The sequence below is a fragment of the Nocardia tengchongensis genome (assembly GCF_054781395.1).
Window position 1 is genome coordinate 2055622 of record NZ_BAAGUM010000006.1, and the last position, 14282, is coordinate 2069903.

Annotated in this window: 17 protein-coding genes; 10 read left to right on the plus strand and 7 right to left on the minus strand. The window is 70.0% G+C overall.

Translation table 11 applies throughout. The annotated features are described in order from the left end of the window. Positions 1-9: 9 nt before the first annotated feature. The 5 genes from ACYVKL_RS20515 to ACYVKL_RS20535 all read left to right on the plus strand — a co-directional run bounded on the left by ACYVKL_RS20515 (position 10) and on the right by ACYVKL_RS20535 (position 4006). The gene (locus ACYVKL_RS20515) at positions 10-1173 is read left to right on the plus strand and encodes a septum formation family protein (RefSeq protein ID WP_379165349.1); all 1164 of its coding nucleotides are present in this window, start codon (positions 10-12) and stop codon (positions 1171-1173) included. Between the two features lie 19 nt (positions 1174-1192). After that, positions 1193-1546 carry a metallopeptidase family protein gene (locus ACYVKL_RS20520; RefSeq protein ID WP_379165350.1) on the plus strand — a complete coding sequence of 118 codons (354 nt, stop codon included), beginning with the start codon at positions 1193-1195 and terminating at the stop codon, positions 1544-1546. An 84-nt stretch (positions 1547-1630) separates the two neighbouring features. Then, entirely contained in the window at positions 1631-1942 is a 312-nt protein-coding gene (locus ACYVKL_RS20525; protein WP_379165351.1) for a PE family protein, read from the plus strand. Between the two features lie 13 nt (positions 1943-1955). Next, the gene (locus tag ACYVKL_RS20530) at positions 1956-3176 is read left to right on the plus strand and encodes a PPE domain-containing protein (RefSeq protein WP_379165352.1); all 1221 of its coding nucleotides are present in this window, start codon (positions 1956-1958) and stop codon (positions 3174-3176) included. Next, a complete protein-coding gene (locus ACYVKL_RS20535; RefSeq protein ID WP_379165353.1) occupies positions 3173-4006 on the plus strand; it encodes an ESX secretion-associated protein EspG in 834 nt (277 codons plus the stop codon). Before ACYVKL_RS20530 ends, ACYVKL_RS20535 begins: the two co-directional genes overlap by 4 nt. Here ACYVKL_RS20535 and ACYVKL_RS20540 read toward each other — a convergent pair. From ACYVKL_RS20540 to ACYVKL_RS20550, 3 genes are all read right to left on the minus strand, one after another. Continuing rightward, on the minus strand, positions 4003-4665 hold the full coding sequence (locus ACYVKL_RS20540; protein ID WP_213558724.1) for a histidine phosphatase family protein: 663 nt from the start codon (positions 4663-4665) through the stop codon (positions 4003-4005). The genes ACYVKL_RS20535 and ACYVKL_RS20540 overlap by 4 nt on opposite strands. After that, complete coding sequence (pheA, locus tag ACYVKL_RS20545; protein ID WP_379165354.1) at positions 4662-5579, minus strand: prephenate dehydratase; 918 nt, start codon at positions 5577-5579, stop codon at positions 4662-4664. The genes ACYVKL_RS20540 and pheA overlap by 4 nt, the downstream gene beginning before the upstream one ends. 83 nt (positions 5580-5662) lie before the next feature. Next, positions 5663-6082: a hypothetical protein gene (locus tag ACYVKL_RS20550; RefSeq protein ID WP_379165355.1), complete on the minus strand. Its 420-nt coding sequence runs from the start codon at positions 6080-6082 to the stop codon at positions 5663-5665. Positions 6083-6199: 117 nt separating this feature from the next. Between ACYVKL_RS20550 and ACYVKL_RS20555 the strand changes: the two genes are divergently transcribed. The 4 genes from ACYVKL_RS20555 to ACYVKL_RS20570 all read left to right on the plus strand — a co-directional run bounded on the left by ACYVKL_RS20555 (position 6200) and on the right by ACYVKL_RS20570 (position 10040). Further along, positions 6200-6970, plus strand: a complete 771-nt coding sequence (locus ACYVKL_RS20555; RefSeq protein ID WP_379165356.1) for a DUF2470 domain-containing protein — start codon at positions 6200-6202, stop codon at positions 6968-6970. Positions 6971-7071: 101 nt separating this feature from the next. Continuing rightward, positions 7072-7866 (plus strand): CPBP family intramembrane glutamic endopeptidase, encoded by a 795-nt coding sequence (locus ACYVKL_RS20560; protein ID WP_379165357.1) that lies wholly within the window; start codon positions 7072-7074, stop codon positions 7864-7866. A 357-nt stretch (positions 7867-8223) separates the two neighbouring features. After that, positions 8224-9399 carry an LCP family protein gene (locus ACYVKL_RS20565; protein WP_417629430.1) on the plus strand — a complete coding sequence of 392 codons (1176 nt, stop codon included), beginning with the start codon at positions 8224-8226 and terminating at the stop codon, positions 9397-9399. A gap of 92 nt (positions 9400-9491) precedes the next feature. Further along, positions 9492-10040, plus strand: coding sequence for a ferritin (locus tag ACYVKL_RS20570; protein WP_379165359.1), 549 nt, complete (start codon positions 9492-9494; stop codon positions 10038-10040). Positions 10041-10139: 99 nt separating this feature from the next. Here the strand turns inward: ACYVKL_RS20570 and ACYVKL_RS20575 are convergent, their stop codons facing one another. The 4 genes from ACYVKL_RS20575 to ACYVKL_RS20590 are packed head-to-tail and all read right to left on the minus strand — an operon-like array spanning position 10140 to position 13358. Next, positions 10140-11051, minus strand: coding sequence for a DUF5926 family protein (locus ACYVKL_RS20575; RefSeq protein ID WP_379165360.1), 912 nt, complete (start codon positions 11049-11051; stop codon positions 10140-10142). Between the two features lie 43 nt (positions 11052-11094). Further along, the gene (locus ACYVKL_RS20580) at positions 11095-11862 is read right to left on the minus strand and encodes a glycerophosphodiester phosphodiesterase (RefSeq protein ID WP_379165361.1); all 768 of its coding nucleotides are present in this window, start codon (positions 11860-11862) and stop codon (positions 11095-11097) included. Further along, entirely contained in the window at positions 11859-12968 is a 1110-nt protein-coding gene (locus ACYVKL_RS20585; RefSeq protein ID WP_379165362.1) for a DUF4328 domain-containing protein, read from the minus strand. The genes ACYVKL_RS20580 and ACYVKL_RS20585 overlap by 4 nt, the downstream gene beginning before the upstream one ends. An 18-nt stretch (positions 12969-12986) precedes the next feature. Continuing rightward, the gene (locus ACYVKL_RS20590) at positions 12987-13358 is read right to left on the minus strand and encodes a rhodanese-like domain-containing protein (RefSeq protein ID WP_379165363.1); all 372 of its coding nucleotides are present in this window, start codon (positions 13356-13358) and stop codon (positions 12987-12989) included. 310 nt (positions 13359-13668) lie between these two features. Between ACYVKL_RS20590 and ACYVKL_RS20595 the strand changes: the two genes are divergently transcribed. Beyond that, a complete protein-coding gene (locus ACYVKL_RS20595) occupies positions 13669-14280 on the plus strand; it encodes a hypothetical protein (RefSeq protein ID WP_379165364.1) in 612 nt (203 codons plus the stop codon). Positions 14281-14282: the final 2 nt, after the last annotated feature.

Consider the following 14282-nt stretch of genomic DNA (forward strand, 5'->3'; position numbering starts at 1 on the left):
TGGACCGCGATGCCTGAGCACAAGACGCCTTCGCAGTGGCCCGCGCCTCCGTCCTCGCGGGGCTCCGAGCCGCCGCGCCGTCGCAAGCCGACGGCGCTGGACGGTTTGCTGACGCCCTTCCGCGCCGTGGAAGCCAAGCTGGACAAGAACGGTCCGCTATCCGCTTCCACGGTGCGATGGGGGCTGCTGGCCATGGCGGGCGGCGTCACGCTGGCCGTGCTCATCACCATGTTCGTCTCGAACGGCTTCGACTCCAACCGGGTGAAGGCGCACGCGCCGGGGGCCGCGCAGCCCACCGGCGCGGTCGCGGGCGCGGCCTTCGGCACCGCCAAGGAAGGCGACTGCCTGACCTGGACCAAGTCCAACGCCAGCGACCTCAGCAAGGTCGAGTGCGGCGGCAAGCACCTGTTCGAGGTGACCGCCGACATCGACCTGAGCAAGTACCCGGGCAAGGAATTCGGGCCCGGGTCCCGCTTCCCGGACTCGCTGCGCTTCTCCGAACTGCGCGACGAGCACTGCGTCAGCGCCGCCCAGGAATACCTCGGCGGGCGCCTCGACCCGCGCGGCAAATTCGTTGTCGGCCTGATCAATCCGGGTGAGGCGGGCTGGAAGGCGGGCGAGCGGACGCTGCGCTGCGGCCTGCAGGTCTCCGGCAGCCAGGGCCTGGCCACCAAGCCGATCACCGGCAGCGTGCGCGACATCAACCAGTCCAAGGTCTACGACGTCGGCACCTGCATCGGCATCAAATCGAACCTGCCCACCGACCCGGTCGACTGCGCCCAGCCGCACGCCTTCGAGATCGTCTCCACGGTGGACCTGGCCACCCACTTCACCGGCGGCCCGCCCTCCAAGGACGATCAGGACAAGTTCATGGAAGACCAGTGCGCCAAGGACGCCACCGACTACCTCGGCTCCCCCGACGCGCTGCGCAACAAGACCCTCACCCTGTTCTGGGACGCGCTCGACACCCGCAGCTGGATGGCCGGCAGCCGCAGCCTCAACTGCCTGGTCGGCAAGGGTGCCGACCAGGAGGGCTTCGCCGCCATCACCGGATCCGCCAAGGGCGACATCCAGGTCGACGGCCAGGCGCCGGTGCCGCCGCCCAACAACGGCCGCTACACCCCGCCGCCACTGCCCGGCGCGGTCCCGCCGGTCATCCCCCAGCCGCGGTAATTCGGAGATCGCCGCAGCCATGTCCGTCTCCATGTCCGACGACCGCTTCGAGGAGCTGGTCGGCGACGCGCTCGACCTGATCCCGCCCGAGCTGGCGCGGGCCATCGACAATGTGGTGGTTCTCATCGAGCCGCGCAGCGACGAGGACCCGCACCTGCTCGGGCTCTACCACGGCATCGCCCTCACCGACCGGGACTTCAGCCACTACGGCGGCGCGCTACCCGACACCATCACCATCTATCGCGAGGCCATCCTGGCCATGTGCCACAGCGAAGAAGAGGTGGTCGAAGAGGTCGCCATCACGGTGATTCACGAGATAGCGCACTATTTCGGGATCGATGACGAGCGACTCCATCAGCTGGGATGGGGCTGACTCGCGGAGCTGGGAACCGATCCGCGAACCGCTGCGTCCAATCTTCACAACCGGGAGAAGAAGACGTAGAGGGGGAGCCCGATCATGGTTGGCCACGTCCTCGTGCAGCCCGAGGTGATCCTCGCGGCCGCAATGGAACTCGACCTGCTCGCCGAACGCCTGGCCGCCGCCGCGACCGCGACCGCGCCGGCCACCCACGTGCTCCCCTCCGGCACCGAAGAGGTGTCGTTCCTGGCCGCCGCGCATTTCAATACCGCGGCGCTGACCCACGATCGGTCCGTCGCCCAGGGCATTCTCGAACTGCACCACGCCGCCGCCACCCTGCGCAGCCAACTGGCCCAGTACCTGGCCCAGGACGCGATGCGGGCGGCCGGGATCGCCGCGATCCAGGTGTGAGGGGAGACACGCGATGACAGTGGGAATCACCGGGGTGTGCTGGCTGCCCCGCATGGCCGAGATCAACTCCGTCACCCTCGACGCGGGCGCGCACGCCATCCCGATCGTGGCCGCGGGCGGCGCGTGGAGCGGACTCACCGCCGCCTGGGTGGACGCCACCACCACCGTGGCCCGGGTGATGGCCGAGATCGGGGTCGGACTCGAAGGTTCGAACGGGCTCACCGTGCTGGCCCGGCTCGGCGGATTCGCCGTCTGGGCCGAACAGCAGTCCGTGATGGCGGGCATCATGGCCGGGAAGGCGAACGCCAATGCCACCGCCTACACGGTGGCCTCCATCGCCATGCCGAGCCTGCCGGAGATCGCGCTGGTGGAGACCGCGCGGGTGGCCGCCTACTCCAGCGGCGGCGCGCTCAACGGCAGCGCCGAAGCCGCCGAAGCGGCCAAGCTGGCGCTCGACATCCGGGCCGCGCTCGTCATGGAAACCTACGAGGCCGCAACCAGTTTGATGGTCGCCACTCCGGGACAGTTCCTGATGCCGCCGCCGATCGCGATGGGCGCGGGCTCGGCCGCGGCCGGTGGGGACGCCTTCGCCGATTGCGATGATCCGGTGCAGGCGGCGCTCGGTGCGGCCGCCGCGCTGGCTCGGAATCCGGCCGTCACCAGTGCGCTGTCCCAAGTCGCACAGGTCGTGGGGACCGTGGCGACCGACGGTGTCACGAGTGTGGGAAACGTTGCGAGCGGCGCCATTACGGCTGTCGCCAATGCGATGACGCAGTCTCCCGGGCTCGGGACAGACGGTTTCCCCGGCGCGGGTGCCGCAGGCGCGGGCGGGGCGGCGCGCACCACGCAGGCCGTGTCCTACGCCGGCGGCGGATCGGTGAATATCGGCAATGGTGCGGGCACCCTGCGCCTGCCCGCGGGCTGGAGCTCGGGGCTCGGCGGACCCGGTGGCCTCGGAAACCCCGGTGGCGCACCGGGACCGGCCGCGCCGGTCGCCGAGCCGATGGGGGTGGTCGGCACGCCGGCATCGACCGCGCCGGTCCGTTCCGCCGGCACCGGGTCGCTGCTCGGTCAGCAAGGCGGCGACGAGGACGAGACACGGCGTGGTCACGACTACGGGCGCTCGGTCGAGGTTTTCGCGGACGGCCGAGTGGTCGCGCCCGCGGTCATCGGCGCGGACCAGGTCGACGCGGATGCCGCCCAGATGGATTCCGTCGCCGGGGCGAACCGGTGACCGTGCTCGGCGCGGACCGGGGACCGTCACTGCTGCGCGCGGTCACGTTGTCGCTCGACGAAATGCAGTATCTCCAGGAGACATTGGGGATCGACGAGCTGCCCGTGGTGCTGAACATCATGGGCCGCTATGACAATGCCGCCGATCACGACGCCGCAATGACCGCCGCGGCCGCCGGCCTCGCCGAACGCGAACTGCTCGACGGTGATCGGGCGCGCCAGGGCTACAGGGTGCATCCGGAACTGGCCGAACGCCTGCGCGTGCTCTACCGGCCGCACTGGGTGCTGGCCCTGCGCTGGTACGTCGACGGCCAGGTCAATCGACTCTGCGTGGCCAAGGGCGACGACTTCGAGGTGGTCGCGCTGCGCGGCCTCGAATCCTTCGTCCTCGACGAGGCGAGCCACGATCTGCCGGGCACCATACTGGCCGCGCTCGGACCCGCCGAACCGCTGGAACTGTCCGGAATGCACGCGCCCACAGCAGATCTCGTCCCGATCTTCGACGACGCGGGCGACGCCGCCACCACGGCGGCACGGCTGACCGCGGTGTGCGATCCGGCGCGCGACGCGCAGGCCATCGCGTCGGCACTGGTCCAGGTGTATTCGCACGCGGAGATCGTCGGCGTGCGGTACGCGGACGGCACGCGCGAGGTGACCGGCAATCACCTCGCCGTGTACAACACCCGCCACGGCCGATTCCTGGCGATCACCACCACCGCCGAGGACGGGACCAAGTGGACGTCCTTCGCGAGCGGCACCTCGGCCCGGCTGCGCACCGCGCTCCGGGATCTGATCGAATCACTGCCGCTGCGAACGGAATTCGGGTCCTAACCCATCGGATCGTCGCCGCCGCCCGCGAAGGCGTCGGCGAACGGCGCGGGATAGCGGCCCCAGCGGGTGCACTCCCACCGATCGTCCTCGAACGGCTGCAATTCGATGGTCTCGGTATTGTCCAGGTGATTGTTGGCCGCGAAAAGCCGTGGCACCCCGGTCAGTTCACGCGACACCAGCCGCATGGCCGCGCCGTGGCTGACCACGATGACGTCCTGCGCGTCGGGCCGGGTCAGGTAGTCGTCGCGTAGTCGCCGCAAGGCGGGCAGGTAGCGGGCGAGGACGTCCTCACCGGATTCACCGCCGGGGACCCGGATGCTCAGATCACCGAAATGCCAGGCGTGATAGACCTTCTGGAATTCCAAGTGCGCTTCCCGGCTGGTCTGGCCCTCCAGATCGCCCAGCTGCACCTCCTGCAGATCCTCCAGCACATCGAGCGCAACACCGGTGGCGGACTCGATGTAGCCGCCGGTCTGGCGGGCGCGCAACGCGGCGGAAGAGAACAGCCGCTGCGGCGGCACGATCAGGTTCGCGCCGAAGCTCTTGGCCTGCGCCACACCGCGTTCGGTGAGCGGCAGCCCGGGCAGCCGGGTGTCGAGAATCTTGCCGACGTTGCCCTCGGTCTCCCCGTGACGAACCAGGATGAGTTTGCCGGTCACAGGTCGGCCACCCCCTTCTTCAGATCGGCCAGCCAGGCCGCGGCCGGCGCGTCCGGCGGCGGCGGGGTGCCGGCGGTCGCCGTGGCGGGCCAGGAACCCAGGAAACGAATCCGGGCCGCGGTGCGGTGCAACGCCTTCAGCGCCTCGGCGACGGCGGCGTCGTCGATGTGCCCGACACAGTCCAGATAGAAGCGGTAGGTGCCCATGCCGGTGCGCGTCGGCCGGGACTCGATGCGGGTGAGATCGATACCGCGGGTGGCGAACTCGGCGAACGCCCGCATCAGCGAACCCGGCTCGTTGGCCAGCTCCAGCACGATCGAGGTGCGGTCCGCGCCGGTGCGCGGCGGCGCCGGCTGCGGGGCCGCGACCAGCACGAAACGGGTGACGGCGTGTTCGACGTCGGCGACGCCGTCGGCCAGGGTGGTCAGCCCCAGACGCTCCCCCGCCAGCGCGGTGGAGACCGCGGCCTCGGCGTGCCCGGCCACCACGTCCTCGGCCGCGGCGGCATTGGAGGCCGAGGTGTACAGCTCGGCCAGCGGCATGTTCACGGCCAGCCACATGCGCACCTGAGCGGCCGCCACCGGATAGGCGGCGATGCGCCGCACCTCCTCCAGCGCGATGCCGGGGCGGCCCACGATCGTGAAGGCCACGTCCAGATCGGTCTCCGCGAGAATCTGCAGCCGCGGGCCGACGGCGAGCGCGTCCAGGGTGGGGGCGATCGACCCCTCCACGGAACTCTCGATCGGCACCACCGCACCCGCCGCCTTGCCCGCCCGGACCAGCTCGACCGCCGCGCCCTGGCTCGGGGCCGGGACACGTTCGACCGGTCCATCGAAGGCTCCGGTGGACTCGAGTTTGGCGAGGGCCATCTCGGTGAAGGTTCCCGACGGCCCGAAGTAGGCGATGCGCGGCACGATTACGACATTACTTGCGTACGCGCGGTCGCCCTCCGCTTTGGCCAACTCCTGGGTAACTTCGCACCCCCGGCGGGACGGTTTCAGCTCTTCAGGACCGTGAGGGCGGTGGTGACGGCCGCGACGTCAGCGGTCTCGACGGCCAGCAGCACCTCGCGGAACGCCTCCACCGCGGGCGGCTTCAGTCCGGTCAGAAAGGCGAGGTCCGGTGCGGCCAGCGCGGCGCGGATATCCTCGCCGCAGAGGGCGGCCACGGTCGCCGCGACACCCGCGAGCGCGCGTTCACCGGATGCGGCGCGGGCCACGAAACCGCTGTCGCCGTGCACGATTCGCACCAGGAACTCCGAGACCGCCTCGTCGTCGAGGTCCAGGTCCAGCACTTCGGCACCCGGGTCGGCGGTGACCGGGCGGACCAGGTCCTCGGTCAGTCCGCGCGCCGGGCGGGGCGGGACGGACAGGCTCAGCGCGACCGGTTCGGGCGCGTGCGATGAATCGTGCGGCACGGCCCCCACGGTAGTGGCCGCCGCCGGCCCGCCCGGTCCGGCCTGTGGGGAACGTCTTGCGCGAGCGATCCACGTCACTTAGCTTAGGTTTACCTAATTCATCCCCCGGAGGTGTCCATGACGCACGCGGCCCAGGTCGTCGCGCCCACAACCGCCGAACGCGTGCACAGCGCCTGCTCGCACGCCGAGAACGCGGTCCTGGCGCTGCCCGGTCTCGACCCCGTGCCCACCTCCGTCCACCTGCTGCGGCAGTGCGGCGACATGGTGATGGCGGTGCCGATGAACTCCACCGCCGCCGGACTCGTGCACGGCTGCGGCGGCAACGGCTCCCCGGCGGTCCTCGAACTCACCGACCAGGCCCCGCTGGCGCTGCGCGAACGCGTCCGCGCCCTGGTCTGGCTGCGCGGCTGGGCACACGCGGTGCCCGCGCCCGCGCAACGCGCGCTGGCCGGCGCGATCGCCGCCGACCACCCGCACCCGGACCTGCTCGACATCGGGCACACCGCCGTCCTGCTGCGACTGGTCATCGACTCCGCCGTGGTCGCCGACACCTCCGGCGCCGCCTCGGTCGACCGCGAACAACTCCGCGACGCCCGGCCCGACCCGTTCTGCGCCATGGAAGCCGGTTGGCTGCAACACCTTCAGGCCGACCACCCCGACGTGGTGGACCGCCTCGCCCGCCGGCTCCCGCACAACCTGCGCCGCGGCGCGCTCATCCACCCGCTGGCCATCGACCGCTACGGCGTCACCCTCCGCATCGAAGCCATCGACGCCGACCACGACGTCCGCATCCCCTTCGACGCGCCGGCCCACGACATCGAATCACTCAGCCGCGCCGTACACGCCTTGGCCGGGAACCCTTTTCAGGGCGGCCTGCACCGAATCTGACAACGCCCGAGCCGAAGCTTCGGCGCACCAGCCGATTCCGGGCAGCGCGCGTCCGACACGCGAAACGGATGGACCCGGCTCCGCGCGCCTAGATTGGCGACATGGTTTCGGCTGATCCCGCACCCGCGTGGCCCGCGCCCGAATCGTCCGAACAGGGGCGGCGGGCGATCAAACTCGAGATCGCGGTCGTCCTGGTCGTCACCTTCGGGCTGAGCGGGGCCAATGCCGCGTTGTCACTGCTGGAGAGCGCGCTCTCCCCCGGCGGGGTGGGCGGGCAGACCGTCGCACTGAATCCCTCGCGCGCGACACAGTCGGCCATCGACCTGCTGTTCCAGCTGCTGAGCGTGGCCCGACTACTCGGGTGGGCGGCGCTGGGGATCTACCTGTTGTGGCGCAGCGGGATCGCGCCACAGGCCGTCGGACTGGTGCGGCGACTCCGGTGGCGCGCGGACGTACTGCCCGGTCTGGCGCTCACCGCGGTGATCGGAATCCCCGGGCTGGGGCTGTATCTGGCGGCCCACGCGCTCGGCGTGAGCGTGACCATCGTGCCCAGTTCGCTCGAACACTGGTGGCGGCTGCCGATGCTGATCCTGGCCGCGTGGGCGAACTCGGCGGCCGAGGAAGTGCTCGTTGTGGCGTACCTCATCTCCCGGCTGCGGGCGCTCGGCTGGTCCGAGAATCGGTCATTGCTCGCATCCGCGCTCCTGCGTGGCAGCTATCACCTCTACCAAGGCCTGGGCGGCGGACTCGGAAACCTGGTGATGGGATTGATCTTCGGGCGCTTCTGGCAGCGCACCAACCGGCTCTGGCCGCTGCTGCTCGCCCACGCGCTGATCGACACCATCGCCTATCTCGGGTACGCCTTCCTGCGCGGACACGTCTCCTGGCTGCCGTGAATCCGGCCGGAAAGCGGCGCGCCGCCGCCCCGATCGGTACTGTTTCCAGTAATGAACGGCGACGACCCCCAGCACTTTGCACGGATGCGCCGGGAGCCGCCGCCGGGCCACCGGGGCGAGCGCCCGCCGCACCCGCAACAGCCGATGGCGAATCCCGGGCAACCGCAGCGGCCTTCACCGCCGCGACAGCCCGCGCCCGATCGGTCGCGGGACTTCGACCGGCCCGTTAACGACGACCGGCCGCGGATAGAACCAACCCAGGTGATCCGACGCGATGAATCCGGTCAGGCCCTGGCGTATTCGCAGGTGCCGCCGCCCCGGAACCCGGACCCGCGACAGCGGCCGCCCGGGAATCGGATGCCGCCGCCGGGCAATCGGGTTCCGCCGCAGGGCGATCGGATGCCGCCCGCCCGGGAACGCTCCGGGAACCCGCAGGGCCGCCCCGGTGGCCCCACCGGACATGCGCCGACCCAGCAGCCGGTTCCACACCGGGAAGCGCCGCCCCGCACTCCCCCGCCGCCGCTCCCCGGTAAGCGCAGCGGCGGTGGTGACCGTCCGCCGCGCGGCTCCCGGCCCCGGCGTAAACGGCACTGGTTCCGCTGGATCCTGTCGCTGCTGGTGGTGCTCCTGCTGCTGCCGATCGCCGCGGCCATCTATGTCGACACCCATCTGACCCGGATCGACGCGCTCGCGAACTACTCCGGCCGGATCGGCGACACGCCCGGGACGAATTGGCTTCTGGTCGGTTCCGACAGCCGTGCGGGACTGTCCCAGGCCCAGGAAGATCAGCTGTCCACCGGATCCGATGTCGAGGGCGAGCGCACCGACACCGTCATCCTGGTCCACATCCCGAAATCGGGGCGGCCCACACTGGTCAGCCTGCCGCGCGACTCCTATGTGAATATCCCGGGCGTCGGCAAGGACAAGCTCAATGCCGCATTCTCGGTCGGCGGCGCGAAATTGCTGGCCCAGACCGTGGAAGTCGCGACCGGCGTGCACCTCGACCACTACGTGCAGATCGGATTCGGCGGCTTCGCCAATATCGTGGACGCGGTCGGCGGCATCGACATGTGCCTGGATACGCCGATGAAAGACCCCTTGGCGGGTATCGATCTGCCGGCCGGCTGTCAGACGCTGAACGGACCGGACGCACTGGGTTTCGTGCGTTCCCGCGCCACCCCGCGCGCCGATCTGGATCGCATGCTCAACCAGCGCAAATTCCTCAGCGCCCTGTTGAAGAAGGCCGCGGGTCCGGCCACGCTGGCCAATCCGTTCCGATCCTGGCCGCTGGTACGGGATCTCACCTCCGCGTTGAAGGTCGACAACGGCGCGCACGTCTGGAATCTGGCGAGCCTCGGCAATGCGCTCAACGATGATCCGATCACCACGACGGTGCCGGTCGGCGGATTCGAAAATGTCTCCGGCAGCGGCAATGTGCTGCTCTGGGACAAGACGAAAGCGAGCGCGTTCTTCGACGCCCTGGCCAAGGATCAGCAGATACCGGCGGACTTGATCACCACCGTCGGAAGCTAGCTCGAATTAGGCAATACTTGCCTCAATAAGGCTGTGCTCAATAAGGTTGCACTTGGATGACACGCGGTTTGACCAGGATTAATGTCTTCCGCATGTCCACCCGAACCCAGACCAAGCGCAGCAAGTTCCAGGCTCTGCTGCAGGATCAGATCCGCAACGAATTCAATGCCGAACACCAGTACATGGCGGTCGCATTGTGGTTCGACAATGCCGATCTTCCGGTCCTGGCCAAGTATTTCTACAAGCAGGCCGTGGAAGAGCGCAATCACGCGATGATGATCGCGCAGTACCTGATCGATCAGGACATCAGCGTCGAGATGCCCGGAATCGAATCCGCCACTTCGCACTTCGCGAACGCGAAGGAGCCGATCGCCTTGGCCGTTGCCCAGGAACAAGCGGTCACCGACCAGATCGTGCAGCTCGCCAAGACCGCCCGCGAAGAGGGCGACTACCAGGGCGAGCAGTTCATGCAGTGGTTCCTCAAGGAACAGGTCGAAGAGGTCGCCACCATGAAGACCCTGCTCACCGTCGCCGAGCGGGCCAGCGCGAACCTGTTCGACCTGGAGAACTTCGTGCAGCGTGAGATGAGCGCCCCGAAGGACGCCTCCGGCGCCCCGCACGCCGCGGGCGGCTCACTGTAATAACCCGTGGGGCCGACCATGATTCGGTCCCGTCCGGTGGATAGACGGCACAGGCCCGGTCCTCACCGAGGACCGGGCCTGTTGCTGTCCGGGCTGCGATCAGCGCAGGGTGACCTGGCGCGACCGCAGTCCGTCGCGGGAACGACGCTCGTCGGAGGTCAGCGGGGCGTCCGACTTCAACGCGGCCTCCAGCTTGGCGCCGAATTCGCGTGCGGGAGCTTCCCATTCGGACGCGTGCCGCTCGGGGTCCAGGTCGAAGACCGGCACCAGCAGGCCGTGGGTGCGGAACGAGCCCGCGAAGCGGGAACCCTCGCCCAGGTGCAGGTCGCCGGCGGCGTGCAGGCGGGCCAGCGCCAGCATCAGCTGGTCCTCGTCCTCGGGCCGCACCCAGCGGATGTGCGCCTTCTCGCCGGCGTCGACCCACCAGGCCGCGCCGATGGCGTCGCCGAGCGCCAGGCGGGCCGACGGCATGATGGCCTGATTGGCCTGCTCGATGGTGGCGGCCACCTGCGGGTCCGGCGTGACGCCCGCGGGCACCCACCAGTTGAAGTCCTGGTGCACGGTGATGTCCAGGGCCGCACTCGGATCCATCACCTCGGTCAGCGGCGCGCCGCCGCCGCTCGCGGTGGCGAGCGACTCGCCCGGGGTGGCGGACTGGGTCCACAGGATGGCGGCGGCCAGATCCGCTGCGGGATCGGCGGACTGGAACTGCACCTGCGTGCCAACGAAACCGACCGGCTCGTCACCGGCGCGCACCAGCGCGGCGACCGCACCCGGGAGCACGGTGGCGAGGGTGACCTCGCGCTCGGCGGCGACACCCGGCGCCAGCTTCAAGACCGCGGTCGCCGACGGCACGAACTCCCGTAGCGCGACCAGATCGCATTCGGCGGCCACGCCCTCGAAGGGCCGCGTCACGGTCTGCGCCGCCGCCTCCTGCTCGGCACGGCGGGCGGCCAGCTTCTGCGCCCGATTGGAGTCCGGCTTCGGACTGTTGCGCTTGCTCTTACCCATGAATGCAAAACCTACAGGGTCTGCGAATCGCCGAGGCGCGCGCTCACGCTGTGGTGAGCACCGCCTTGGTGCGGGCGGGGTGGTTGGTGGCGACCCAGTCGACGCCGAGGTCGGCGCAGAGCTGGATGTCCTCGGGGTCGTCGCAGGTCCAGACGTAGGTAGCGCGGCCCGCGGCGGCGGCCTTGTCGACCAGATCGGGGTGTTCGCGCAGGGTGCGGACGGACGGGCCGATGGCGGTCGCGCCGACCGTGTGGGCGGCGCCGCCGGAGAGGTAGAGGGAGGACTCGCCCAGCAGGACGGTCGGGAGCAGCGGGGCCGCGCGGCGGATGCGCCAGACGGCGGTCGCCGCGAACGACATGACCACGGCGCGCGAGTGATCCGCGGACGCCGGAGCGCCGATGCCGTAGCGGGTGAGCTCCTCGAGCAGGGTGGTCTCCACCAGCGCGCCGTAGCGGACCGGATGCTTGGTTTCGATGAACAGCTTGGTGGGACGGCTCTTCCAGTCCAGCACCAGCTCGATCAGCTCCCGCAGGGTGAGCACGCCCTCGGGTTCGGCCTCGGTGCCGAAGTTCAGGGCCTTCAGCTCCTCGAGGGTCATCTCACTGACCGCGCCGACACCGTTCGAGGTGCGTTCCACCGTGCGGTCGTGCACACAGACCAGATGCCCGTCACGGGTCAGCCGGATATCGCATTCGACACCGTCGGCGCCCTCCTGCAGGGCCAGATCATAGGCGGCGAGAGTGTGTTCGGGTCGCGCCGCGGACGCCCCCCGGTGCGCTACCACGAACGGCGCGCGACTGGCCCGGCTCACTTCGCCACTACCTCCTGTTGCCCGGCGTCCGCGGACGCCCCTGCCCGGTCTTCGACCGCAGCGTCGTCCACAGCCGGAGCATCAGCCCCGACGACAGCATCATCCCTGATCGCGGCGACGGGCGCGCGGCGCACGGGTTCGATCACCGGGCGCACCGGGCCGGTCGCGATCACCCAGCGCCGCAGCGTCTTCGGACGGCCGCGCAGATCCAGGCCCGCGAAGTCGCGCACCAGCCCGAGCGAGGCCACCGCGACGCCGGCCGCCACCACATCCGTCCACATCGCGAGCAGCACTCCGTCCGCCTGCACCTGCAGCGAATTCGCGAACCGGTAGATCAGCGCCACCAGCACCAGCACCGCGTTGAGCAGCCAGGCCGCCCACCAGATCCGGACCGCCCGCAGCAGCCGCGGATCGCCGTCACCGGTCCGGCGCGCCGCCTCGGTCAGGAAGATGCCCGGCCAGATCAGGTTCGCGATCGGCACCACACAGCCGAGCACCAGCGTGAACAGCGACCGCGAATCCGACTCGCCGACATTCGCATACGCGACGCGGCGTGTCTCAGCGAGCCAGCCGACCAGTGCCACCGCCGACATCAGCGCCAGCGCCAGCGCCAGCACCGCCGAAACGGTCACGGCCGCATCGGAGATCCACAACAGCCAGGGCTGGATCAGCCGGGTGCGGTTGCGCAACAGGATTCCGTAGCGGCCCAGCTCGGCCACCGCCGCCACCAGGAACACCACGGCCGTCGCGACCAGCAGCTGCTCGAGGCGGTCGGTCCAGGCGGCCAGCGGGCGGTAGGTCTCCGCCGCCGGCGCCGCGGGCCGATCCTGCAGCCCCCAGCGCGGAATCTGGTGGTAGCGCGGCGTCTCCGCGGTGCCGGTCCGCCGGACGGGCTGGGACGCGGAGGCTTTGCGGCCGGGCGGGCGGGCCACCCAGCGGTAGTTGCGGCGGTCGGCGGGCGCGTCGACCGGGGCGGGCGAGAGCAACACGCCGTGACAGCGCGGGCACCAGTGCAACGGTTTGCCCTGAACCGCCCAGCGTGCGCCGCAGCGGGCGCACGGCTGCACGACGGCGGTTCGCGATCGGCCCACCTGTCCCCCGTTCATCGCTCCACCTCTCCGCGCCTAGTAGATCTTCGGCTCGGGACCGTCACCGGTGAGCGGGCGACCGGTCTGCTGCCAGGCCACCATGCCTCCCGAGACATTGACGGCCTCGTAGCCGATCTGGTTCAGAAACTCCACCACAGCGATGGACCGGCCGCCCTGCCGGCAGATCACGTAGATCTCCGCGTCGATATCCAGATCGTCGAGCCGGGCGGGAACATCGGTCATGGGGATGTGCAGGGCGCCGGGCGCGCGGCCGAGCTGCCACTCGTCGTCCTCGCGGACGTCGAGGAGCTGGGCGGGCGCGGGCGCGGTGGAACCCCAGCCGTCGGCGGCGTCGAATTCCGCCGGCACCGCGTCGATCGGCACCGAGGGCACGTGGGGGTTCGTCACGGTTTCGATCCTGCCACGCGGGCGGGTGGGCTGTGGAGTTCCGTACCTGCACAGGGTTGGTTTCGGGAGTTATCCACATAATCCACAACCTGATCCACAGGTTGATAGACGACTGATTCGTCCGGGTCGGCCGATCCGGAAGTCCCCTCCCCGTTCCGGAGCGGCCGACCCGTGGGCCTGTCTCAGAAGGCCTCATTCAGTCTGACGGCGCAGGTGGGCCCGTGGTTCCATTCGCACCGGAAAAAGACGACATAACTAGAGAAAAGCGGAAATCCTGGGTCCGGCCAGGCAAGATCGGTAGCCTGACGCTATGACTGTGAGCAGGGGGCTACTGGACGGCCTGAACATCAAGGGACTCAACTTCGCACTATCGGAGGCGACCTGCCTCGGCATCGACGTCGATCCCGCTGCGGCCAAGCTGCGGCTGGAATTGGACGTCCTGACCCTGCCCGCCGACGGGCCACCACCCGCCCACTTCGACATCTACCTGACCCTGCTCGGGGTCAGCCGGGTCGCCGCCTCCCTGCGCCGCCAGCGCTGGGACGACCTGGAGCCCATTGTGCTCCCGCTCACCATCGACGGCCTGCACGACGCCGTCAACAGCTTCGGCGGCGGCGCACTGCACGGCTGGGACTTCCTCGACCTGAGCGACGCGTCCTGGAGCCAGTGGCGCAAACTGCTCAGCTTCGACACCAGCCTGCGCGACGAACCCGCCGCCCACCTCATGGAGTTCTCCCAGGAGGAAGGCATCGACCCGCGCGAACTCGACGTCCGCGTGTGGTTCGACGACGCCGAGGTCACCGACAAGCAGGGCAACCCGATCCCGTTGCGGGAGTTCATCGCCGGCGGCGTGCGCTGGTGGCAGGCGCACGACGCGGGCGACCCGCGCACCCTGCGGCCCGACGTCGTCCCGCCGCTGTAACC

Coding starts and splice junctions, on each gene's coding strand:
- ACYVKL_RS20575 (WP_379165360.1), bottom strand. CDS start 11,051: ATGGGTAAGAGCAAGCGCAACAGTCCGAAGCCGGACTCCAATCGGGCG.
- ACYVKL_RS20530 (WP_379165352.1), top strand. CDS start 1,956: ATGACAGTGGGAATCACCGGGGTGTGCTGGCTGCCCCGCATGGCCGAG.
- ACYVKL_RS20520 (WP_379165350.1), top strand. CDS start 1,193: ATGTCCGTCTCCATGTCCGACGACCGCTTCGAGGAGCTGGTCGGCGAC.
- ACYVKL_RS20570 (WP_379165359.1), top strand. CDS start 9,492: ATGTCCACCCGAACCCAGACCAAGCGCAGCAAGTTCCAGGCTCTGCTG.
- ACYVKL_RS20595 (WP_379165364.1), top strand. CDS start 13,669: ATGACTGTGAGCAGGGGGCTACTGGACGGCCTGAACATCAAGGGACTC.
- ACYVKL_RS20515 (WP_379165349.1), top strand. CDS start 10: ATGCCTGAGCACAAGACGCCTTCGCAGTGGCCCGCGCCTCCGTCCTCG.
- ACYVKL_RS20525 (WP_379165351.1), top strand. CDS start 1,631: ATGGTTGGCCACGTCCTCGTGCAGCCCGAGGTGATCCTCGCGGCCGCA.
- ACYVKL_RS20565 (WP_417629430.1), top strand. CDS start 8,224: ATGCCGCCGCCGGGCAATCGGGTTCCGCCGCAGGGCGATCGGATGCCG.
- ACYVKL_RS20585 (WP_379165362.1), bottom strand. CDS start 12,968: ATGAACGGGGGACAGGTGGGCCGATCGCGAACCGCCGTCGTGCAGCCG.
- ACYVKL_RS20560 (WP_379165357.1), top strand. CDS start 7,072: ATGGTTTCGGCTGATCCCGCACCCGCGTGGCCCGCGCCCGAATCGTCC.
- ACYVKL_RS20555 (WP_379165356.1), top strand. CDS start 6,200: ATGACGCACGCGGCCCAGGTCGTCGCGCCCACAACCGCCGAACGCGTG.